Below are 22,676 nucleotides of genomic sequence, written 5' to 3'. Positions count from 1 at the left end.
TCACAAAATCTTGTGACATTTTGGTTGCTCGTTTCATATATAAATGAAACGAAATTTATCTCACTATCCAATTTTCAAAGGCCGTTTCTCGCCTCCAGCTCTTTGCTGTCGACTCTTATTATTATACTAGCGAGAAGTTTGTTTGTCAAGAACTTTTTAAAAGTTTTTTCAATCAATTTCCTTCTCAACCGCTGAATCTAGGCGTTTGTGGCCTGTCGTGTTTCAGCGACTTCTATAGTATACCAAGATACAAATACTTTTGCAAGCCCTTTTTTAAAGTTTTTTTATACTTATCAGCAACTCCGCCTAGTGTTTCTTTATTTCTGACTTTTCATTCCATTTAGTCAAATTTATAAATACGATGATCTAAAACATTGTATCTATTATTTTTTCAGACAATCTCTTTAATGCATTTGCCTCTGCAATCATTGATATAACAAGCAAGAACAACTCTGATTGTCTTTTAGATTCATCATCTTCTATGTCTTTAGTTCTTTCCTTAATTGCTTCTATATGTCCTTCTATTAAATCTTCTACCGTAGTAAAACCACTTTTTTTCAAATCATTAAACATAGAGTATATGTCTTCTAGTGATACCAAATCATCTTCAGTCGTAGTCATATCACCAAGTATTTTTGTAAAAAGGGTCTTAATATCCTCTAATGATAGTACTTGTTTTAGCTGATATACCAATAACATCAATATTATATGATCCTTACTATATTTCTTTTTTACAGGTGGCATTAGTATTCCAGCCTTAGTATAGTTGTTTATCATGGTTTTTGTAAGTATCTTATCCTCTTGATTTCTCTTTGTAGGTTCTAATTTATTATCCATAAACTTTGTAACTTGTTCCATATAAAATTCCATATCTGGTATCTCACTCAAATCAATACACTCTCTAAGTGCACTTTCTTCTATAAATTGTCTCATTTTCACTTGATCCATTATTATCACCTCTTTTTAATTATATAGTATCAAAAACTAGATTACAAGTTTAATTGTATTATATATCGAGATATTAATAGAATTTATTAGTATTTTAAAGAAAAATAGAGATTTAAGTCAATAAATCTTTCTATTCACTCTTTTTCGCTTTTGACTCTATCGCGATATAGTTTTATTATATATCTAAAGTAGTTATCAAAACTACTTTAGATATATAATAAAACTATATTTTGTATTTTTAAAAAGTATATTAGGAGATGTTGAATATGAGAAAAATGATATTTTTACTAATTGCAATATGCACCTTATTAGCTTTGACTACTGCTTGGACTTACAAAAAACTCTGTGAATCAGAGCTTTCAATAAAACAAAATTGGATGGAACTACAACTATGCTATGAATATAAGGCAAATTTGTTTCCATCACTGATTTCATTTACTCAAAATATGGAACGCGAAAAAAATGGAAAGTATTTCATAACGCTTGCAAAATTAAGGAATCAATATACAAAAGCAACTACTCTAAATAAATATAGGACCTTAGATTCTAACTTTAATGATTTAATAATTTCGTTAGAAAAAGACTATCCTCAAATACAATCAGAAGCAATTTTCTTAGATTTCAATACTAAGTGTAGTATCATTGATGTAGATTTGACTACATACACAACTGCTTACGAAGATTCTGTAACTGATTACAACGAGTTATTGAATTCTTTTCCACTAAAAACTATTGCACCAATTTTCAAACTGAAAAAGCTTGATTTATTTGATAGTAATTTGAATTCCGCTCTTCCACTTAGCTATTTAGTTCAAAAAGAATATTTCACTTCATTGAAAAGAATAGAACAGGCTCAATACCAATGGTCCATAGTTGAATAGATCTATAACAAAAAAGATCCACTGAAAAACTAATTTTCAATAGATCTTTTTGTTATTTTTTTATTTTATAATCATCATGGCTTTTATACTTGCCATTTTTAATCTTCAATTTCTTGGCATTGTACATAAAACTTATTGCCATAATTAAAAGCATAGCCATTGATAGTAATGCACCAATACCACTTAACGTTTTTTCTATTCTTCCATCTATGAATGCTGGTATAACTACTATACATACCGCTATAAATGGAAGAGATGCATTTACTTTATCTATAGGCATACTTCGCTTTAAAGTCAATAAAGTCTCACCACATATAAACAATATAGGTACTATCAATATAAATATCAAATTGACATGATCTTTTAGCTGTGTATACCATCCCAAATTCTGATAAAACGACATATATACAGTCATGCATATACCCATTACCAACATAGATATAATATTAGCGTATACAAATATTTTTCTATTCATAAGAATTCCTCACTCAGCTTTTATAGATTTTCATCAATTCTTTTCTAAATTTTTCTATAATCTTCTTCTCAATTCTAGAAACTGTCATTTGACTAAGTCCAACATCTTTAGCTATTGCTATTTGTGTCTTTCTTTTAAAATACCTATCAGTCAAAATTTTCTTTTCAACATCATCGAGCTTTTCTATAGTTTGTAATAAAAAATCTCGATTTTCTATTCTGAGGAAATATTTATCATTCTCTCCGACCAATGCAGACAGACTTATATCCTTATCGTCACTATCTGCATCTAGTGTCGAATCTAGAGAATTAACATTATATACATTACTAGCTTCCATCGCTTCAAGAACTTCCTCTTCCGAGCAATTAAGATATTTAGCTATATCCGAAATACCTGGTGTTTTTTGAAGCTCTTGACTCAATGTCACCTTGGCATTATTAATCTTCTTAGACAATTCCTGTATTCTTCTAGGAACCCTAATAGACCATCCCTTATCTCTAAAATGTTTCTTTATTTCTCCAATAATTGTCGGCGTCGCAAAACTAGAGAACTCATAACCTTTTTCGATATCAAATCGATCTATAGCATAAATAAGACCCACACACGCAACCTGATAAATATCTTCATACTCGATACCCTTATTAGCATATTTCTTGGCTAGTATTTCTGCAATATAAAGGTAATGTGCTATAAGCTCTTCGCGAACCTTCATATCTTTAGTCTCTCTGTACTCTCTAAAAAGTTTTTTGTAAGCCTCGTTTTGCTCTTTACGTTTTTTCGATGAACTTCTCTTAGCAGCTGTAGACATTACGCATCTACTCCTATCCTTTTTGTCATCCTTACCCCATTAAATTCTTTATCTATACATTCTACTTCATCCATAATAGTCTGTATTATTATCATACTCAAATTTTGATTTAATGGATCTTCTGCTTTTTCCATTTGACAACTAATCTTCGAATCTGTTTTGATTTCTATCGTCAAATAATCCAATCCCTTTTCATAGCATATTTCAATACACGAATCTTCGCCTTGTCCATCTTCTATTATACTATTGCAGGCTTCAGCGACTGCTATTTTTATATCATCAATTTCTTCAAAATCAAATGCCATAGTATTAGCAACTGCTGATGAATTTAGTCTTACCAAACTCACATACTCTGGCGCTTTAGGTATTTTTAAGCTAATGTACTCTTTCATGACCTAGTCACCTCGCTATTTCATAACAAAAACTTTATTTAGTCCTGTTATGTCAAATAATTTACTGATATTCGGTTTGATATTTTCAATAATTATAGTCTTATCATTTAACCTAATTCTCTTTAAACCACTTATTAATACGCCGAGTCCTGTGCTGTCAATATAGTCTAATTCTGCACCATCAATGATTACATCACTATTCTCTTCATCTATTAACCCTATAAGCTCTTTTTTAAATTCTGGTGCACTATAAATGTCTATATCCCCCATAGGCACCAATACCCATGCACTACGCACTTCGTCAAATTTCTTGTCCAAATGTAACGACAAAAAAATCGCCTCCTCTCGCATTATGCTTAACTATATATTCTACAAAAATACACAAACTCCTTCAATATTATTGAAGTTTATATAATAGTTAACTTTAATTTTCACCTTGATCTAAATTTTCACCTTGTGTAGTTTCTTCGTTTTCTGAATCATCATCATCTTCTTCGCCAATTACTTTAGCTAATGACACAACTCTATCTCCATCATCTAAGTTCATCAAGCGAACACCTTGGGTACTTCTACCCTTTGGCTGTACATCTGCAAGATTCATTCTTATGACTATACCATCAAAACTTATTAACATAATTTGATCTTCATCACTAACAATTCTAGCCTCAACTAATTCACCAGTAGATTCTTTTATATTGTATGTTCTAATACCTTTTCCTCCACGAGTTTGAGATCTATATTCATCAAGAGATGTTCTTTTTCCGAAGCCTTTCTCGCTGATTACCATCAAATAATCACCCTCATTAGATAAATCAGCTGCAATTACTTCGTCGCCCTCTTCTAGTTTTATGCCTCTAACTCCAGATGCAGTTCTACCCATAGGTCTAACCTGCTCCTCTTCAAAGCGTATAGATTGGCCTCTTTTAGTTACAACTAAAACTTCGCATGAACCATCAGTTTTCTTGACATTCATAAGATTGTCATCTTCTCTTAGATTGATCGCCTGAAGTCCAGTCTTTCTTATAGAGCTATATTGACTAAGTTCTGTCTTTTTAACCAGACCATTTTTAGTAATAAATAATAGATACTCATTGTCACTAAATTCTCTTACTGGCATAACCGCCTTTATTCTTTCTTCTGGGTCTAATGGCAATAAATTAACTATAGCAGTTCCCTTCGCCTGTCTACCAGCTTCTGGAATCTGATAAGCCTTTATTCTATATACCTTACCAAAGTTTGTAAAGAATAATAAATGATCATGAGTAGATGTCATAAATATATTTTCTACAAAATCTTCCTCTCTAGTACTAAGACCAGCAACACCTCTTCCACCTCTTCTTTGAAGTCTATAAGTGTCCTCTTTCATTCTCTTGATATATCCAAAATGAGTCAATGTAACAACTACATTCTCTTCTTCAATCATATCTTCTATATTTATTTCATTTACTGAATGCGTAATAGCTGTTCTTCTCTCATCAGCATATTTCGCTTTTATCTCAAGCATTTCCTCTTTTACTACATTCATAATCAAATGAGCATCAGCTAATAACTCTTGATATCCTTTAATAACTTCAAGTAAACCATTATACTCATTCTCAATCTTATCTCGCTCTAAACCTGTAAGCCTTTGGAGTCTCATATCCAATATTGCCTGTGCTTGCTTCTCTGAAAGCTTATAGCTCTCAATAAGTGCTACCTTAGCTTCCGCCCCAGTTTTAGAACCTCTTATAAGTTTGATGATCTCATCTATATGGTCAAGTGCTATTCTAAGTCCTTCTAGTATATGAGCTCTATCCTGAGCTTTCCTTAAATCGTATTGAGTTCTTCTAGTAACTATATCTTTTTGATGCACCAAATAATGTTCTAGAACCTCTTTAAGATTAAGTACCTTTGGCTCTCCGTTTACAAGAGCAAGCATTATTATACTATAAGAATCTTGTAATTGAGTGTGTTTGTATAATGTATTTAATACAACATTAGAATTTACATCTCTTCTAAGTTCTATTACTATTCTCATTCCAGTTCTGTCAGACTCATCTCTCAAATCCGTTATACCATCAACCTTCTTTTCACGAACTAGTTGAGCTATTTTTTCTATAAGTCTAGACTTGTTAACTTGGTAAGGTATTTCTGTAACGACAATTCTACACTTACCATTTTTCATCTCTTCTATTTCAGTTTTAGCTTGAACTACAACCTTACCTCTTCCAGTTTCATAAGCATTTCTTATATTTGCTCTACCAGTTATAGTTGAACCAGTTGGAAAATCTGGTCCCTTTATAACAGTATTCAAATCTCTAATGCTCGCATCTGGATTGTCTATCAGCATTACAGCACCATCTATTACTTCACCTAAATTGTGAGGTGGTATACTAGTAGCCATACCAACAGCTATACCATTAGTACCATTTACAAGTAAATTTGGATATCTGCTTGGTAAAACCAACGGCTCTTTAAGTGATTCATCAAAGTTTGGACCATAGTCAACAGTCTCCTTGTCCAAATCTCTAAGCATTTCTTGAGCTATTTTGGCCATTCTAGCCTCTGTATAACGCATAGCTGCTGCGCCATCTCCATCGACACTACCAAAGTTACCATGTCCATCAACTAGAGGATATCTAGTTGAAAAATCCTGTGCTAATCTTACCATCGCTTGATAAACTGAGCTATCACCATGTGGGTGATACTTACCTAAACAATCTCCGACTATACGAGCCGATTTTCTATGCGGTTTATCTGATGTAAGTTTTAATTCATCCATAGAATAAAGTATTCTTCTGTGTACTGGTTTAAGTCCATCTCGAACATCAGGCAGTGCACGGCTGACGATAACACTCATCGCATAGTCCAAATAAGACTTCTTCATTTCCTCTTCTATTCTAATGGGTATGATTTTATCTCTCTTTTCGTTTGTTTGATCCATGAGTCTGTATTGCCTCCTAATTACAAATTACATAAGCAAATATATTAAATTTACTTTGCTCTGATGTTCTAAAAATCTAAATTGCGAACGTATTTAGCATTTTCTTCTATAAATTCTCTTCTAGGTTCAACCTTATCTCCCATGAGCTTAACAAATATCTCATCTGCAACCTCATCTGCAACCTCGTCTTTTATATCTACTCTAAGAAGTATTCTATGTTCTGGATTCATAGTAGTTTCCCAAAGCTGCTCTGGGTTCATCTCTCCAAGACCTTTGTAACGCTGAATTGAATATCCATTTCTTCCAATACTTTCAAGTATTTCATTTAGCTCTTCATCACTATATGCATAGTGGATAGCCTTTCCCTTTGTCACCTTATAAAGTGGCGGCTGTGCAATATACACATAACCTTCAGTTATAAGTGGTTTCATATATCTATACAAGAACGTAAGTATAAGCGTTCTGATATGAGCACCATCGACATCGGCATCGGTCATGATTACTATTTTGTGATATCTAAGCTTTTCGATATTAAACTCTTCACCAATACCACAGCCAAATGCTGTTATCATAGCCTTTATTTCATCCGAACTTAAAACCTTATCCAGTCTGGCCTTTTCTATATTCATGATTTTACCTTTTAGTGGCAATATAGCCTGAGTTCTTCTATCTCTACCTTGCTTAGCACTACCACCGGCAGAATCTCCCTCGACTAGATAAACTTCGCACTTTGCAGCATCTTTCTCAGCACAATCTGCAAGCTTTCCTGGAAGAGTAGATGCTTCAAGCACACTCTTTCTTCTAGTTAAATCTCTTGCCTTTCTAGCAGCTTCTCTAGCTCTAGCAGAATTAAGCGCTTTATCTATTACAACTTTCGCTTCCTTTGGATTTTCTTCTAAGAACGCTGATAGCACTTCTGATACAACAGAATCTACAGCTCCCCTTACTTCACTACTACCAAGTTTAGCTTTTGTCTGTCCCTCAAACTGTGGATCTGGAACTTTAACTGAGATTATAGCTGTAAGACCTTCTCTAATATCTTCTCCTGAAAGATTTTTCTCATTGTCTTTCAAGAAATTATTTTTATTGGCATAATCATTTATAACTCTAGTAAGCGCAGCTTTAAAACCACTCAAATGTGTACCGCCCTCTGGAGTATTTATATTATTTACAAATGTATGAAGATTTTCAGTATAACTATCTGTATATTGCATAGCCACTTCAACTTCACATTCTGGTCTGCTTGCATCACAATAAATGACAGATGGCTGTATAGACGTTCTATGTTTATTTAAATATGCTACAAACTCCTTTAAACCACCTTCAAAACAAAATTCTGATCTTTTTTCTCTTCCATTCCTCTTGTCTTCTAAATTTATCTGAAGACCTTTGTTTAGAAAAGCAGTTTCTCTGTATCTATGCTCTAGAGTTGAATAATCAAAATCTGTTTCTTCAAAAATAGTTGAATCAGGTAAAAACGTAATAGTTGTACCGTGAGATTCACTGCATCCTATCTCTTCTAGAGGTGAAGTAACATTACCTCGTTCATATGTTTGACGATAAAGTTTACCGTCCCTCTTAACCTGCACTTCTAAAAATTCAGATAGCGCATTTACTACTGATAAACCAACACCGTGTAGACCACCTGATACCTTGTATGCATTGTTGTCAAATTTACCACCTGCATGAAGAACTGTCAATACCGTCTCCACTGTAGACTTTCCAGTTTTCGGATGTTTCTCAACAGGTATACCACTACCATTGTCCTTAACTGTAACTGATCCATCTTCATTAATAAAAATATCAATAGTATCACAAATATCAGCTAACGCTTCGTCCACACTATTATCTACGATTTCTTGAACCATATGATGCAAACCTCTTGGCCCCGTACTACCTATGTACATACCCGGTCTAACTCTTACAGGCTCCAATCCCTCTAAAACCTGAATCTGATTTGCCCCATAATTTCTTTCATTCGACATGTATACTGCACCTCTATTCTCTCTTTTAATATTCCACCACTAAAATTACATCCATTCCCCATCTACCACTGAATTCATACGCTTGACTAAAGTCGATGACTTAAGTGGAGTTGAATAAATCACTGTATTACCATCTTCCTTGATTGTAACAATATAAGAACTAATTTCTCTACCGCAAACATTGATATTTATTAGCTCATTTTTCTTTTTATACCGCTCGATATAAGCCCTTGTATCACAACTGGCCATACTCGTTTTTTTATCCAATATAGCTAATACTTCCCTTCTCAAAACTATATGTCCATTGCCAATGTGTAAATACATTTCATACCTCCTACTCGACCTTTGTAATATCACCTTCTGATATGTGATAAAAGCTCTTGTCTAGATCTGTAAGCGCACGAAGATCTTCATCATCTGTCGTAGTAACTATAGTCTGTATACCTTTAAACGCAGATATCAAATCTTGTCTTCTACTCAAATCAAGTTCTGACAAAACATCATCTAATAAAAGTATAGGATACTCTCCACTTTCTGCTTTCATCAGATCTACTTCTGCTAATTTTACAGACAATGCTGCCGTTCTTTGCTGTCCCTGTGATGCATAAACTTTTGCCTCTAAATCATTTATCCATATTGAAAAATCATCTCTATGTGGCCCTACGGATGTCCTAGTTTTCTCTATGTCTTCTAAACGCGCTCCCACAAAAGCTCGCTTTAGATTATCTCTTAAATCACCATCTAAAGAAACACTCGTTTCATATTTGAGTTTTAACCCCTCTGCCCCATGTGTTATCTTCTCGTGAATTTTTTTTGAAAATATAGACAAACGATCTATGAACTGAATTCGAAATTTTAATATATCACTTCCGTACTCTGCTAGTTGATCATCATAAACATCCAAAAGCGCCTCATCTTTACCGCCATATTTTATTGACTTTAAATAATTATTTCTCTGACGAATAACCTTGTTGTATTTATACAGCGCATATCTATAACGAGGTTTTATTTGAGATAATTCATTATTCAAAAAAGCGCGCCTAACGATTGGACCTTCTTTTACTATCTTCAAATCCTCCGGTGAAAATATTACCACATTTATATGACCTATTATTTCACTTGTTTTTTGAAGTTCTAGTCCATTTCTTTTAAACCTCTTTGTCTTATCTTTTTGAAATTTAAATTCCAGTTTATGCTCTCCCAAATCATCTTCATATGAAATCCCAACATATGCAGCATTTTTACCTAATTGAATCATTTCTTGATCTTTGTTTCCCCTAAATGATTTGGCCGCTGCTCCTAGGTAAATTGCTTCTAGCAAATTAGTCTTCCCCTGTGCGTTCTTTCCTAAGAATATATTTAATTTGGGATTTAATCTAACTTTCAATCCCCTATAATTTCTATATTGAATCAAATGAATTTCATTTACATGCACGTCAACCGCTCCGTCCCCTTTTGGTTATTGCTCTAAAATCTTAATGGATTCTTCGCCCTCAACCTCAACAACATCTCCAGGTCTTATCTTTTTAGTACGCTGAGTACAAATTTCTCCATTGACTTTAACAGTCTCATCACTAATCAATATCTTAGCGTGTCCTCCTGTTTGTGCAATATCTGCAAATTTTAATAATTGATCTAATCTAATAAATTCTGTTTTGATTTTTATTTCGTTCATGGTGCACCTTCCTTCCCACCGTTTATTATACACTGAATGGACTTTTCATTCAAACTATCTTATAACCAAAATTTATCCACAACTGATGCTAAATTTAGCAAAATACACATTTTGGCTTGAAAAATAAAAAAATAATCCACTGTGGATAATTTCCGCAATTTGCGTTTTCCACAGTGGATTAAATATTTCTTTAATCTGGAATTCTAACTGGAAGTATCAAATAAGTATATTTTTCATCATTTATTGGATGAACTATACAAGGATTTACATTGCTAACAAATGTCATGTAAATCTCTTCCGAATTCACAGCTTTTAATCCATCGATTAGATATCTTGAATTAAATGCTATCACTATATCGTCGCCTTCAAGTTCTACTGGAACTTCCTCTTGTACCTTACCAATGTCAGAATTTGAGCGAATCATAACTTGATCATTCTTTATTTCTAGCTTGATCAAATTAGTTTTTCCCTCTTTGGCAAGAAGCGAAGCTCTTTCAATACTACTTTGAAGTTGTTTAGTTTTTACTTTTATGCGAGTTTTGTACTCTGTTCTTATAATGTCTTTGTAATTCAAAAACTGTCCATCTAAAAGTCTCGATGTAATAATTGTATCTCCTAAATTAAACAAAATATGACTTGTAGTGAAGTAAATAGCTAAATTCTCTTCCTCATCTTCAAGTATTTTATTTATTTCATTTAGTGTTTTACTAGGAATAACTACTTTTAAATCTTGAGGTGTTTCAACTTCAACTTGCTTAAATGCCAATCTATATCCATCAAGAGCTACTAAATTTAGTAAACTTTCTTCAACTTCTAAAAGCGCTCCTGTAAGTATTGGTCTTGTTTCATCTTGAGCTGCTGCAAAAACAGTTTGTCTAATCATTGTTTTAAACAAATCTTTTGGTAAATTTATAAATCTATCCTTGTCTACATATGGTAGTTTTGGATATTCTGCTGGTGATTGACCTAATATATTAAACTCTGAATACTCACATTCTATTAAAATATTGTGATTTGAAAAAACTTCTAGATCAATAGTAGAATTAGGTAATTTTCTAATAATTTCACCAAAAATATTTGCAGTTACAACTACTGAACCTTCTCTTTCAATATCACATGGAACAAAAGTTTCTATTCCAAGTTCTAAATCTGTACCTGTAAGTTTTAGCATATCACCTTTAGCTTCCATAAGTATACCGGTAAGTATAGGCAATGTTGTTTTAGAAGAGATTCCTTTTTGTACTATTTGAATAGCCTTTGCCAAGGCTGGTTGTGTAATTCTTAGTTTCACTGTGTATAACCTCCCTATGTGCAATACTCTATAAATATATAACTTAACTTAGTAGTAATAGTAGTAGGGCCTGTGGATATCGGGATAAGTCTATCAAACCCCCATAGCCATGAGAATTGCCCCTGTGTAAAAATTATGTATAACTAAAGAGAGTTATACACATCATCCACTCTCTTTATTATACACAAAAACTTATTCACATGCGAATAACATTTTAAGCACATAGCATTGTGAATAAGTTTTTAGTCAAAAAAATATATAATTCAATCAAGAAACTCACTTTAGAGAATCTAATTCTTTATCTTTCCGATAAGTTCATCTATTTGATGTTTAAAATCAGCTTTTTCTTTTATTTCTGAGCTAATTTTTTCGTAAGCATGTATAACTGTAGTATGATCCCTACCTCCAAACTCTTCTCCAATTTTTGGCAGAGACAAGTCTGTAAGTTCTCGAGTAAGATACATAGCAATTTGTCTTGGATATGCTATATTTCTAGTTCTTTTTTTAGAATCAAAATCTTCTTTTTTGACATTGTATTGTTTTCCAACAATATCTTTTATGAGAGCTACATTTATTTGCTTTGGTGCATTTGAAATTATATCTTTCAGAGCCTCATTAGCCAAATCAATATTAATATCTCTATTAGTTAGAGTTGAATAAGCTATGACTCTAGTCAGAGCACCTTCTAATTCTCGAATATTTGACTCGATTTTATGAGCTATATATTGTAGAACTTCATCGTCTATTTCTAAATTATCTTCATTAGCCTTTTTTTGTAGTATAGCAACTCTAGTTTCGAGATTTGCAGGTTGAATATCAGCTATAAGCCCACCTTCGAATCTTGATCTTAGACGATCTTCTAGTTTTGGAATCTCCTTTGGAGTTCTATCACTAGATAGTACGATTTGCTTATTAGCTTCATGAAGAGCATTAAATGTGTGAAAAAACTCTTCTTGAGTACTTTCTTTACCTGCAATGAATTGAATATCATCTATTAATAGTACATCTACATTTCTATATCTATTTCTAAATTCAATATTTTTATCATCTCTGATTGAGTTTATCAACTCATTTGTAAATTTTTCGCTCGATAGATAAACTACTTTTGCACTTGGATTTTGCTTTAAAATATAGTGACCAATAGCATGCATCAAGTGAGTTTTTCCAAGTCCAACGCCTCCATATATGAAAAGCGGATTATAGGCATTAGCTGGAGATTCGGCTACGGCAAGTGACGCAGCATGAGCAAAACGGTTATTATTTCCGATGACAAACTTTTCAAATGTGTATTTAGGATTTAATGTTTTTCCTAAAACATTGTCATCTACGGGTTTTGCAGTTTTTTCAGGAACAGTCTCAGAAACTGTGCTACCGCTATCTTCAGAAGACGGTATGGAAAAAATTATCTCATACGAAGTACCTGTAATTTGCTTTATGGCGTTTTTTACAAGAATAGCGTAGCGATTTTCCAATATTCCCTTTGTAAATTCATCTTGTGTACTCAAATAAAGTTTATTCTCGGTGATTGACAACGGTTTGATAGTTTCAATCCAAGTAGAAAAACTCATTGGAGTCAATTCTTCTCTAATAAGATTTAGAGCTGAGGTCCAGATGTCGTTTAAATCGAAATTCATATAAATGCCTCCTATTATCATTTGGATCATAAAAAATAAAATCCAAAGTCCCGAATTATCAACAAATTTATCAACACAAATAGGCTATAAAAAAACGATGATATTAATACACAAAATAGAAAAAATTATGTGGATAAATCTATGGACAATAAATTTAGTAAAATATGCTATGCAGATTATCAACAAGATGATAAAATAGATAATTGTGGATGAAAAAAGTACTAAATAAGCCAAGATAGATAGCAAATTTAGAAAAAAAATACAACTTATACACAAAAACATCCACAGACTGTGTATAACTTGATGCTGTTGATAAATAAATCCACATCGCTCTACTATCATATCAAAATTGTGGACAACTATCAACACAAAAACAAAAGATATCCACAAAAGATGGGAATTGTGACTAAGTTTATACACAGGATATTAGTTAAAATGGATACCTAAAACACAACTTTTAGTATAATATTTTGAGTTTCTTCCTATATATAGTGCAAATTTTATATGTATCTATATTTTTTACAAAATTCTTGACATTAAAAGAAGATGCTAATATAATGTTGTAGTAATATGTTTATTGCTGAAAGACTCGAAATACATAGATATTATAGAGCTAAAGCGACTGAAGGAGGTGTTTTGCATGAAAAGAACGTATCAACCAAAGAAAAGACAGAGAAGTAAAGAGCATGGTTTCAGAAAAAGAATGTCAAGTAAAGCGGGACGTAACATTCTTAAGAAACGTAGAACTAAGGGCAGAAAGAAATTAACAGCATAGTTATATAAGACAACTGGGCCGCAATTGAAGTGGCCTTTTCTTGTATTCAAATGAAAATAGTGAACCCAGAAAAATGAAAAGAGTTTTTTAATATAGCTTTTTTTAGTATAGCTTTTTTTAGTATAGCTTTTTAATATAGTAATAGGTATAAAGTTTTGCAATAAAGAAAATTGAAAATTTTTTAAGTAAGGAAAAATGAAAATTTTTTTAAGTAAAGAAAATTGAAAAAGGTTGTTGTAGGACTTAATATTGGATATAATCAGAATAAGGAAAAGATTTTTTTATTCCTTTAGAATGGATGGACGTAATGGAAAAAAAGTATAGATTAAGATCAAATCGTGACTATCGTCCGGTATATGATCAAGGTAAATCAAAAGCAAATAGGCATTTGGTGATATTTTATAAAGAGAATGGTTTAGAGTACAGTAGAATTGGATATACAGCAACCAAAAAATTAGGAAAAGCTGTTGTAAGAAACCGTACTAGACGACTTATGAAAGAAAGTTTTCGTCATCTAGCATCTGAAGTGAAGCCAGGATATGATATCATCATTCTCGCAAGAGCAAGTGCTACTCAGATAGACTATAAAACTATGATGAGTGCCGTGGCCCACGGTCTTAAGATTACCAACTTGAGAAAAGAGGTCCGAAAAAATGAAAAAAATAGGGATTTGGCTGATTAGGTTTTATCAAAAGTACATATCTCCTTTAAAAGGGCGGTCAACTTGTAGATTTTATCCTACTTGTTCGGCCTATGCTATTGAAGCTTTAGAAAAATACGGCTTTTTAAAGGGTAGTTACTTGGCAATCAAGCGTATCTTACGATGCACGCCGATGCATCCAGGTGGTTACGATCCCTTAAAATAAAACTGTTGAGAGTGATTACTTTCACTAAACGTGTAAGAGGAGGAGAATGAATGACAGAATTTTTTGCCAATATTTTGGCACCGTTGTTAGAGGCAATTTATGGTGGTATTCGCGCCATCATGACAGCAGATACAGGTGTTTTATCTGCCTATGCATTAGCTGTAATTGTGACAACTATAATATTTAAACTATTATTATTGCCACTGACAATTAAGCAGATGAACTCAATGAAAGAAATGAACAAGATTCAACCAGAGCTTAAGAAAATACAAGAGCGATACAAAAATGATAAAGAAAAGCTCAACATGGAAACTATGAAATTGTATCAAGAGCACAAAGTTAACCCTATGGGTGGATGTTTGCCACTATTAATCCAATTTCCTATAATCATTGGATTTTATAGAATGCTACAACAGCCAGCTCAATACCTTTTCAATGACAGCTCGTTTGTATTTGAAGAGATAAATAAAAGTTTCTTCTGGGTTAAAGACATTGGTTTCTCAGCAAATCATGTTTTTGAATCAGGAGCATATGCAGGGATGACAAATGGTATAGTAATAATGGGCTATGCTATTCCAGTTTTAGCGGTTATTGCAGCGGCACTTACATTTGTACAAAGTAAGACTATGAATACCGGAGCTCAGGCTAGTGGTCAAGCTGCTCAAACACAAAAAATGATGACGTATATGATGCCACTTATGATACTTATGATTGGAATTAGCTTACCAGCAGGTTTGGCACTTTATTGGGTAATGAGTAGTTTGGTAACTATAGTTCAAAACTATTTTATCTATAAACCAGTTAGAAAGTCCAAGGGGGAAATCTAGATGAAGTCAATAGTCAAGACAGGAAAAACCATAGAAGAAGCAGTAGAAGCCGCTTTAGCAGAACTTGGGGCGACTAAGGAAGATGTAAGTATACACGTCTTAGAGGAACCAACAAAAGGTTTTTTAGGTATTATTGGCAACAAAGAAGCAAAGGTTCAAATTGACGTGGATAAGTCACCAGAAGTATTAGCAGACAAATTTCTTCGAGAAGTCGTTGGAAAGATGGGAATAGTAGCTGTTCCTGAGATGTCTCGTGAAGGTGAATATTTGAAAATTGATTTAGTTGGTGAAAATAAACATGACATGGGTCTTATAATAGGAAAGCGTGGGGCAACCCTTGACTCTATTCAGTACCTTACAAGTATAGTTGTAAATGCTAAAAGAGAAGGCTATGTCAAGATATTGTTAGATACAGAAAACTACAGAGAGCGCCGCAAAGAAACACTTGAGAGTCTTGCTCAAAAGATGGCATCTAAGGCGAAGCGAACTGGAAGAAATATCAAGTTAGAACCGATGAATCCTTATGAGAGAAGGATTATCCACTCAGCTCTACAAGGACATGACGCTGTGACTACCCATAGTATAGGCGAAGGGGAATATAGAAGAGTCGTTATAGAATTGAAATAATCTTAAAAGGATGTTGGATCATCTCGGTGATTTCAACATTCTTTTTTTCGTAAAATGGAGGGAGAAAAATGGCAGAAGCAACAATTGCAGCCATAGCAACGGCACCAGGAGAAGCTGGAATAGGAATAATTCGATTGAGCGGAGAAAAATCTATAGCTATTGCAGATAGCTTATTTAAAAATCCAGCGGGAAAAAGCCTTGAAAATGGTGAAGATAGAAAACTATATTATGGACATATATATGATCCAAAAACAGATCAAATGGTAGATGAAATACTCATAGTTAAGATGTTAGGGCCGCGATCGTATACTACAGAAAATGTCGTAGAGATTCACTGTCATGGTGGCATGATTCCTGTTAGGAGAATACTTCAGCTGACACTAGAGCAGGGAGCTATTCTAGCAGAGCCAGGAGAATTCACCAAAAGAGCATTCTTAAATGGAAGACTAGATTTGAGTCAGGCTGAAGCTGTTATGGATTTGATTAGTGCAAAGACAGAGGCAGTATATGATGTATCGCTTAATCAACTAAATGGTCAGATATCATCAGCTATAAAGGAACTTAGAGAGTTACTTTTACGAATGATTGCTCATATACAAGTATCTATTGATTACCCAGAAGATGATATAGAAGAAGTAACTTTTGGAGAATTGAAAAAAGAAGGATTAGAAGTTTTAGATGGTATAGATAGCTTACTATCTTCAGTAGATACAGGTAAAATACTTAGAGATGGATTGAAAACGATAATACTTGGCAAACCAAACGTTGGTAAATCTTCTCTCATGAATGCCGTACTTAGAGAAAATAGAGCAATAGTAACAGATATACCTGGTACTACTAGAGATATAATAGAAGAATATGTAAATATACACGGTATACCTCTAAAGATAGTTGATACAGCTGGTATAAGAGATACAGAGGATTTAGTTGAAAAAATGGGAGTAGATAGAGCCAAAGATCTTGTGAATAGTGCTGATCTCATCATAGCAGTATTTGATCAATCTAGTTCATTGACAGATGAGGATTATGAGATATTAAACTTGATAAAAGAAAAATCATCCATAGTACTTCTAAACAAGACAGATTTACCAAGCGTACTCGATAGAGCCGAACTTGAAAAGAGTGTAAATCACGATATGGTATTTGAAATATCAGCTCTTAATAAGACGGGATTAGATAGACTTGAAAATACTTTAAAAGACATGTTCTTTGAAGGTGACTTGAATGTACAAAATGATACTATAATAACGAATGTAAGACATAAAGAGCAGCTTAGAAATGCAAAAGAGCGAATAGAAGAAGCACTTCAAACTATAGAAATGCAAATGCCGGTTGACTGCATAGAGGTAGATCTAAAAGCTTGTTGGGATCACTTAGGAGAGATCAGCGGTGAAACACTTAAAGAAGATATAATAGATCGTATATTTAGTGAATTCTGTGTAGGAAAGTAGCTAATAATAAGTTAATACATGATTTAATAGTTGGAAGTTTAGTAGTGTGTGATTAAGCAGAAGGGAGTCATAAATAGATGGAAATGGATGAGAAGTTATATTATGAAGCAGGCAATTATGATGTGATAGTAGTTGGTGCAGGACATGCTGGTATAGAAGCCGCTTTAGCTCCTGCAAGAATGGGAAAAAAAGTATTAGTACTTACTATATCTTTAGATGCAGTTGGACTGATGGCGTGTAACCCTTCTATAGGTGGAACAGCTAAGGGGCATTTAGTAAGAGAAGTTGATGCTCTTGGCGGAGAAATGGGAAAGGCTATAGATCAGGTTTTCATTCAAAGTAGAATGATAAATACTTCAAAAGGGCCAGCTGTACACTCTCTTAGAGCTCAAGCTGATAAGAGACAATATCATATTTATATGAAAAATGTACTTGAAAATGAGCCTAACCTGACTCTTAAACAGGCAGAAGTAGTTGACTTAATAGCAGAAGATGGCAGTGTAAAAGGCGTTATAACTAGAACTGGAGCTAAATTTTACTCAAAAGCAGTTGTACTAGCTACTGGAACATTTTTAGGTGGAAAGATATTTATAGGGGAAGTTCACTACGAAGCTGGTCCTCAAGATTTAATGCCAGCTAAGTATTTGACAAAAGCTATGAATGATAAAAATATCACTACTAGAAGATTTAAAACGGGAACTCCAGCTAGAGTTCACAGAGATAGCATAGATTTTGAAGCTATGGAAATACAACCAGGCGATGAAAAAATAGTGCCGTTTTCATTCTTAAGTGGCGATTTATCAAAGGAACAAATACCATGCTATTTGACATATACTAATAAAAACACACATGAAATAATTCAAGCAAATATGCATAGATCACCTCTTTATACAGGAGTGATCGAGAGTACTGGGCCTAGATATTGTCCGTCAATAGAAGATAAAGTAGTTAGATTTGCAGATAAAGAGAGACATCAAATATTTATAGAGCCAGAAGGACTTGATACTAAAGAGATGTATATTCAAGGACTTAGTTCATCTCTTCCGGCTGAAGTTCAAAAGAGATTGTATCAATCTATAAGAGGTCTTGAAAATGCCGTTATAATGAGAGATGCCTATGCTATAGAGTATGATTGTATAGATCCAACTGATTTGAAGAGAAGTCTCGAATACAAGCATTTAGAAAATTTATTCTGTGCAGGTCAATTAAACGGAAGTAGCGGATATGAGGAAGCAGCAGCTCAGGGTATCATAGCTGGAATAAATGCAAGTCTTAAAATAGATGGAAAAGAATCATTCATAATAGATAGATCAGAAGGTTATATAGGAGTTCTAGTCGATGATTTGACTACAAAGGGAACAAATGAACCTTATAGAATGATGACATCAAGATCAGAGTATAGACTTACTCTTAGACAGGACAATGCAGATCTTAGACTTACGGAAAAAAGTTATGAAGCTGGTCTTGCATCTCAAGATAGATATGATAGACTTCAGCAAAAAAAGATAGGAATAAAAAATGAAATAGAGCGCTTAAGTGAAATAAGAGTTACACCTAGTGCTGAAAATAAAGAAAAAATGGCAGGTATCGCAGATTCGGAGCTTAAAAAGACACAGCCATTATTAGATCTACTAAAAAGACCAGAACTTAATTATGAGAGTTTAGCTTGCTTTGATGATGAAAGACCAGAATTAGATGCAGACATAATTGAGCAGGTACAAATAAAGACGAAATACGATGGGTATATTAAAAAACAATTGAAACAAATAGAGCAATTCAAGAAAATGGAAAGTAAAAAATTACCAGAAAATATTAATTTTGATGACATTAAAGGACTTAGAATAGAGGCTAGACAAAAACTTGATAAGATAAGACCAGATTCTATAGGACAGGCATCTAGAATATCTGGAGTATCGCCAGCTGATGTAAACGTGCTATTGGTTTACCTAGAACAGCAAAAAAGAATTAGAACTAATGAAGAGGGGAGTACAATAGATGACGCTCAGTAAATTGATATCGGGAACAAAAGAAATGAACATTGAATTGACGGATAAAGAACAAAAAGAATTTGAAGTATTTAAAGCTCTTTTGATGGAATGGAATGAAAAAATAAATCTGACAGCAATAAAAGATCCTGATGAAATAGATATAAAACACTTTTTAGACAGTTTGACTCTTTTAAAAACCAATTATTTTGAAGGTGAACTAAAAGTACTAGATGTTGGAACTGGTGGCGGCTTTCCAGGTATACCTCTAAAAATACTACGCCCTGAGCTCAATATTAGTTTATTGGATAGCCTAAAGAAAAGATTGAATTATCTCGATATAGTAATAGAGACACTAGGTCTTGAGAATATAGAAACGCTTCATGGACGCGCAGAAGATTTTGCCAAGACAGATAGACGTGAATCATATGATAGAGTAGTATCAAGAGCTGTGGCCAATTTAAGTACTCTAAGCGAGTATTGTCTTCCATATGTAAAGGTAGGCGGTTATTTCATAGCTATGAAAGGACCAGAAGTTGGAGATGAAATGAATACGGCCAAGAAAGCTATATCTCTATTAGGTGGAAAAATCATCGAAAAAATAGATGTAGAAATTCCACATAGTGACTTGCACCACAATCTTGTAGTTATAAAGAAAATCAATAAAACACCAAAGCGTTATCCAAGACAAGCAGGACAACCAAAGAAAAATCCTTTGTAGGAGGTTTGAGTTATGGAACAATCAGGAAAAGTAGTTATTTATATCGATATAGATCAAATAAAGGCGAATAGATTTCAGCCTAGAAAAACATTTTCTGACAATGCTCTTAGTGAATTAGCAGAATCAATAAAGGCATATGGAGTACTTCAACCTATAAGTGTTAGAGAATGTGAGGACGGCAAGTTTGAACTAATAGCTGGTGAGAGAAGACTTCGTGCATCAAAGATAGCTGACATTGGTAGAATTCCTGCCTTGGTTGTAGATATTGATGATGAAGCAAGTGCTGCACTGGCACTTATAGAAAACTTGCAAAGAGAAGATTTAAACTTCTTGGAAGAGGCTCAAGGGTATAGAAATCTTATCGATCAATATGAATTTACTCAAAAGGCATTGGCTACTAAAATTGGCAAGAGTCAATCTGCAATAGCAAATAAACTTAGAATTCTGAAATTAAGTGATGATGTACTTGATATATGTCTTGAAAATAATTTATCGGAGAGACATGCGAGAGCTCTATTAAGATTACCCGGGAAAAAAGATAGACTTATGGCTGTAGAAAAAATAGTAAAGCAAGACCTCACAGTTAAGAAAAGTGAGAGACTAATAGCCGATATGCTTGAAGCCATGAACGAAACCGACGGTAAAGTAGATAAGCAAACTATAAAAGCACTTATTAATTATAGAATCTATCTGAATACCTTGAAGAGAGCATGTAAAGAAATAACTGATACTGGACTTAACGTAGATTATAAAGAAGTTGAAAAGGACGATTGCATAGAGGTAATTGTGAAATTGCCCAAAAATAGATAGTATCTAAACAGAAAAGACAAAAAACATCAATAAAAACAGGAGCGTATTGCCCCTGTTTTTATTTGCAAATAAAGCATAAAAATACATAATGGCGAAGCGCGGAAAATAAAATGGACAAAAATGATTAAAATAAAGAAAACACTAAAAGGAAACGAATGCGATGAAATAGATATTCGCGCGTCGGACAATAATTCAAAAACGAAAAGCAAAGATTCGAATATATAAAATATAGAAAACACAACTAGAAAATCCGAAAACAACAAAGCATAAAAATACAAAAATGAGAGTATATAATAATGGTGTAAACTTCTGAAAAAACACACAGGAAAAAAAGAAAAGAACACACGGGGATGGACTTTTTGTGTTAGAATTTAAGCACTAAAGATCCGTTCCCGTATGTTCTCCTTTTTCAATAATTTAGATATACTCATCTAGAATACTTTTTATTTTCTCCATATCAAACCCATCTGTGTTTATATATGTGCCATGATTTCCTAGAGGACAGATATATTTATCCGAGATTATTGTAAAATTCATGCTCCCTGTAAACAAATAAGTTTTATTGGCTCTAATTATGTCATTAGGTTTAAATAAATAGAAGGCTTTTCTCACACTGATTTTTGATAGGTAGTCATAAAGTTTGTCTATTTTTTCTTTATCCTCAGTTTTCACTTCGTACACGATTTGATAACCATTATCATAGTCAAATTCTTCACAGCTAACGGAAAGATAGTATATATCTGATATCGAATCAGTTTTTTCTAAAAGGGTGCTAGCACTCTTTGGTATAAAAGGTATTAGAATGAATAGAAGTATTGCGATGATAATTATCCACGATTTTTTTATGTTTTTCATTGGCATTCTCCCTATAAAGATTTTTTGAAGACTATTTCAACATCATTGTATAGCAAATTGAATGAAAGTCAAGTGAAAATGTGATAATAGCTGCAAAGAACTGTGTGTTCAAAATATTCAATTGACGTTTTATTCCCGAATATTGACATTTTATGAAAAGTGTTGATTTTACAGAATGAGTTTGATAGCATGAAGCTGATAAGATTATAAACATTTAATACATATTAAATGGAGGCGAATTAGCTATGAAGAAATCAAGGATATTGTTTTGGATTGGAATACTTATGATTTTGATTGCTGTAGTATTTGTTGGATATGCGCTAAATCATCCAACTCTTTTGGTGGAAATTCCAGTTATAGGAACAATTGTATTTTATCGAATTTACGCTATAGTAGCGATAGGATTGTTTATATTAGCTAGGATCATGAAGTCGAAAAATAAATGATTAATATAGAAAACAAAAAACTGGGACTGATCTTTAGTGTTAGAATTCTAACATTAAAGATCAGTCCCAGTTTTTTCAATAATAGTGTGATTAATTCAATACCTTGTTTTGAAGTTTCATCTTTCTTGCTTCTTTATAATTTACATTAAAAGTGTCTACAGTGATATTTTTTATAACTACAGGATTTATAGCAGAAGCATTTGCATCAGTTTTTGTGCGAGATATCTCATCTATAACGTCCATACCGTTTATAACCCTACCAAATGGAGCGAAATTGCCATTTAAGCTAGGATGGTCAACT

25 protein-coding genes are annotated in these 22,676 nt (G+C 33.2%); 11 read left to right on the top strand and 14 right to left on the bottom strand.

The features are described 5' to 3' along the window. Window positions 1-366: 366 nt before the first annotated feature. On the bottom strand, window positions 367-948 hold the full coding sequence (locus tag N4A40_11895) for a DUF1836 domain-containing protein (protein MCT4662557.1): 582 nt from the start codon (window positions 946-948) through the stop codon (window positions 367-369). Between the two features lie 266 nt (window positions 949-1,214). Here N4A40_11895 and N4A40_11890 point away from each other — a divergent pair, with 266 nt between their 5' ends. Then, window positions 1,215-1,829, top strand: coding sequence for a LemA family protein (locus tag N4A40_11890; protein ID MCT4662556.1), 615 nt, complete (start codon window positions 1,215-1,217; stop codon window positions 1,827-1,829). Between the two features lie 52 nt (window positions 1,830-1,881). Here N4A40_11890 and N4A40_11885 read toward each other — a convergent pair whose 3' ends face one another. From N4A40_11885 to dnaA, 11 genes are all read right to left on the bottom strand, one after another. Continuing rightward, window positions 1,882-2,304 (bottom strand): hypothetical protein, encoded by a 423-nt coding sequence (locus tag N4A40_11885; protein MCT4662555.1) that lies wholly within the window; start codon window positions 2,302-2,304, stop codon window positions 1,882-1,884. A 13-nt stretch (window positions 2,305-2,317) separates the two neighbouring features. Further along, window positions 2,318-3,112 (bottom strand): SigB/SigF/SigG family RNA polymerase sigma factor, encoded by a 795-nt coding sequence (locus tag N4A40_11880; protein ID MCT4662554.1) that lies wholly within the window; start codon window positions 3,110-3,112, stop codon window positions 2,318-2,320. After that, window positions 3,112-3,504: an ATP-binding protein gene (locus N4A40_11875; protein ID MCT4662553.1), complete on the bottom strand. Its 393-nt coding sequence runs from the start codon at window positions 3,502-3,504 to the stop codon at window positions 3,112-3,114. Before N4A40_11875 ends, N4A40_11880 begins: the two co-directional genes overlap by 1 nt. A 15-nt stretch (window positions 3,505-3,519) precedes the next feature. Further along, complete coding sequence (locus tag N4A40_11870; protein ID MCT4662552.1) at window positions 3,520-3,834, bottom strand: STAS domain-containing protein; 315 nt, start codon at window positions 3,832-3,834, stop codon at window positions 3,520-3,522. A 94-nt stretch (window positions 3,835-3,928) separates the two neighbouring features. Next, entirely contained in the window at window positions 3,929-6,427 is a 2,499-nt protein-coding gene (gyrA, locus tag N4A40_11865; protein ID MCT4662551.1) for a DNA gyrase subunit A, read from the bottom strand. 68 nt (window positions 6,428-6,495) lie between these two features. Then, on the bottom strand, window positions 6,496-8,412 hold the full coding sequence (gyrB, locus tag N4A40_11860; GenBank protein MCT4662550.1) for a DNA topoisomerase (ATP-hydrolyzing) subunit B: 1,917 nt from the start codon (window positions 8,410-8,412) through the stop codon (window positions 6,496-6,498). Between the two features lie 45 nt (window positions 8,413-8,457). Next, window positions 8,458-8,736, bottom strand: a complete 279-nt coding sequence (locus N4A40_11855) for a DUF370 domain-containing protein (protein ID MCT4662549.1) — start codon at window positions 8,734-8,736, stop codon at window positions 8,458-8,460. A 10-nt stretch (window positions 8,737-8,746) separates the two neighbouring features. Further along, window positions 8,747-9,847, bottom strand: a complete 1,101-nt coding sequence (recF, locus tag N4A40_11850; protein ID MCT4662548.1) for a DNA replication/repair protein RecF — start codon at window positions 9,845-9,847, stop codon at window positions 8,747-8,749. A gap of 24 nt (window positions 9,848-9,871) precedes the next feature. Beyond that, window positions 9,872-10,087, bottom strand: a complete 216-nt coding sequence (gene yaaA, locus N4A40_11845) for a S4 domain-containing protein YaaA (protein ID MCT4662547.1) — start codon at window positions 10,085-10,087, stop codon at window positions 9,872-9,874. Window positions 10,088-10,277: 190 nt separating this feature from the next. Continuing rightward, complete coding sequence (dnaN, locus tag N4A40_11840; GenBank protein MCT4662546.1) at window positions 10,278-11,378, bottom strand: DNA polymerase III subunit beta; 1,101 nt, start codon at window positions 11,376-11,378, stop codon at window positions 10,278-10,280. A gap of 290 nt (window positions 11,379-11,668) precedes the next feature. Beyond that, complete coding sequence (dnaA, locus tag N4A40_11835; protein ID MCT4662545.1) at window positions 11,669-13,012, bottom strand: chromosomal replication initiator protein DnaA; 1,344 nt, start codon at window positions 13,010-13,012, stop codon at window positions 11,669-11,671. A 640-nt stretch (window positions 13,013-13,652) separates the two neighbouring features. Between dnaA and rpmH the strand changes: the two genes are divergently transcribed. The 9 genes from rpmH (at window position 13,653) to noc (ending at window position 21,074) form a co-directional block, all read left to right on the top strand. After that, window positions 13,653-13,787: a 50S ribosomal protein L34 gene (rpmH, locus tag N4A40_11830; GenBank protein MCT4662544.1), complete on the top strand. Its 135-nt coding sequence runs from the start codon at window positions 13,653-13,655 to the stop codon at window positions 13,785-13,787. Between the two features lie 307 nt (window positions 13,788-14,094). After that, window positions 14,095-14,469, top strand: a complete 375-nt coding sequence (rnpA, locus tag N4A40_11825; GenBank protein MCT4662543.1) for a ribonuclease P protein component — start codon at window positions 14,095-14,097, stop codon at window positions 14,467-14,469. Then, the gene (gene yidD, locus N4A40_11820; protein ID MCT4662542.1) at window positions 14,441-14,653 is read left to right on the top strand and encodes a membrane protein insertion efficiency factor YidD; all 213 of its coding nucleotides are present in this window, start codon (window positions 14,441-14,443) and stop codon (window positions 14,651-14,653) included. The genes rnpA and yidD overlap by 29 nt, the downstream gene beginning before the upstream one ends. A gap of 50 nt (window positions 14,654-14,703) precedes the next feature. Further along, a complete protein-coding gene (locus N4A40_11815) occupies window positions 14,704-15,480 on the top strand; it encodes a YidC/Oxa1 family membrane protein insertase (protein ID MCT4662541.1) in 777 nt (258 codons plus the stop codon). After that, the gene (locus N4A40_11810; GenBank protein MCT4662540.1) at window positions 15,481-16,107 is read left to right on the top strand and encodes a protein jag; all 627 of its coding nucleotides are present in this window, start codon (window positions 15,481-15,483) and stop codon (window positions 16,105-16,107) included. Between the two features lie 68 nt (window positions 16,108-16,175). Next, entirely contained in the window at window positions 16,176-17,558 is a 1,383-nt protein-coding gene (gene mnmE / locus N4A40_11805; GenBank protein MCT4662539.1) for a tRNA uridine-5-carboxymethylaminomethyl(34) synthesis GTPase MnmE, read from the top strand. Window positions 17,559-17,641: 83 nt separating this feature from the next. Beyond that, a complete protein-coding gene (gene mnmG / locus N4A40_11800) occupies window positions 17,642-19,567 on the top strand; it encodes a tRNA uridine-5-carboxymethylaminomethyl(34) synthesis enzyme MnmG (protein MCT4662538.1) in 1,926 nt (641 codons plus the stop codon). After that, window positions 19,554-20,264: a 16S rRNA (guanine(527)-N(7))-methyltransferase RsmG gene (gene rsmG / locus N4A40_11795; protein ID MCT4662537.1), complete on the top strand. Its 711-nt coding sequence runs from the start codon at window positions 19,554-19,556 to the stop codon at window positions 20,262-20,264. The genes mnmG and rsmG overlap by 14 nt, the downstream gene beginning before the upstream one ends. Before the next feature lie 12 nt (window positions 20,265-20,276). Then, entirely contained in the window at window positions 20,277-21,074 is a 798-nt protein-coding gene (gene noc, locus N4A40_11790; protein ID MCT4662536.1) for a nucleoid occlusion protein, read from the top strand. Window positions 21,075-21,491: 417 nt separating this feature from the next. On the opposite strand, the gene N4A40_11785 is transcribed toward noc, so the two are convergent. Next, window positions 21,492-21,929, bottom strand: coding sequence for a hypothetical protein (locus tag N4A40_11785; GenBank protein ID MCT4662535.1), 438 nt, complete (start codon window positions 21,927-21,929; stop codon window positions 21,492-21,494). 245 nt (window positions 21,930-22,174) lie between these two features. Here N4A40_11785 and N4A40_11780 point away from each other — a divergent pair, with 245 nt between their 5' ends. After that, window positions 22,175-22,375 (top strand): hypothetical protein, encoded by a 201-nt coding sequence (locus tag N4A40_11780; GenBank protein MCT4662534.1) that lies wholly within the window; start codon window positions 22,175-22,177, stop codon window positions 22,373-22,375. 90 nt (window positions 22,376-22,465) lie between these two features. Here N4A40_11780 and N4A40_11775 read toward each other — a convergent pair. After that, the coding region (locus N4A40_11775; GenBank protein ID MCT4662533.1) for a peptidylprolyl isomerase at window positions 22,466-22,676 on the bottom strand (211 nt) is incomplete at its 5' end.

It is taken from the genome of Tissierellales bacterium (genome assembly GCA_025210965.1).
GTDB lineage: Bacteria > Bacillota > Clostridia > Tissierellales > JAOAQY01 > JAOAQY01.
Note: the sequence above shows the minus strand (reverse complement) of the source record. Positions and strands in the feature narration are given on the sequence as shown.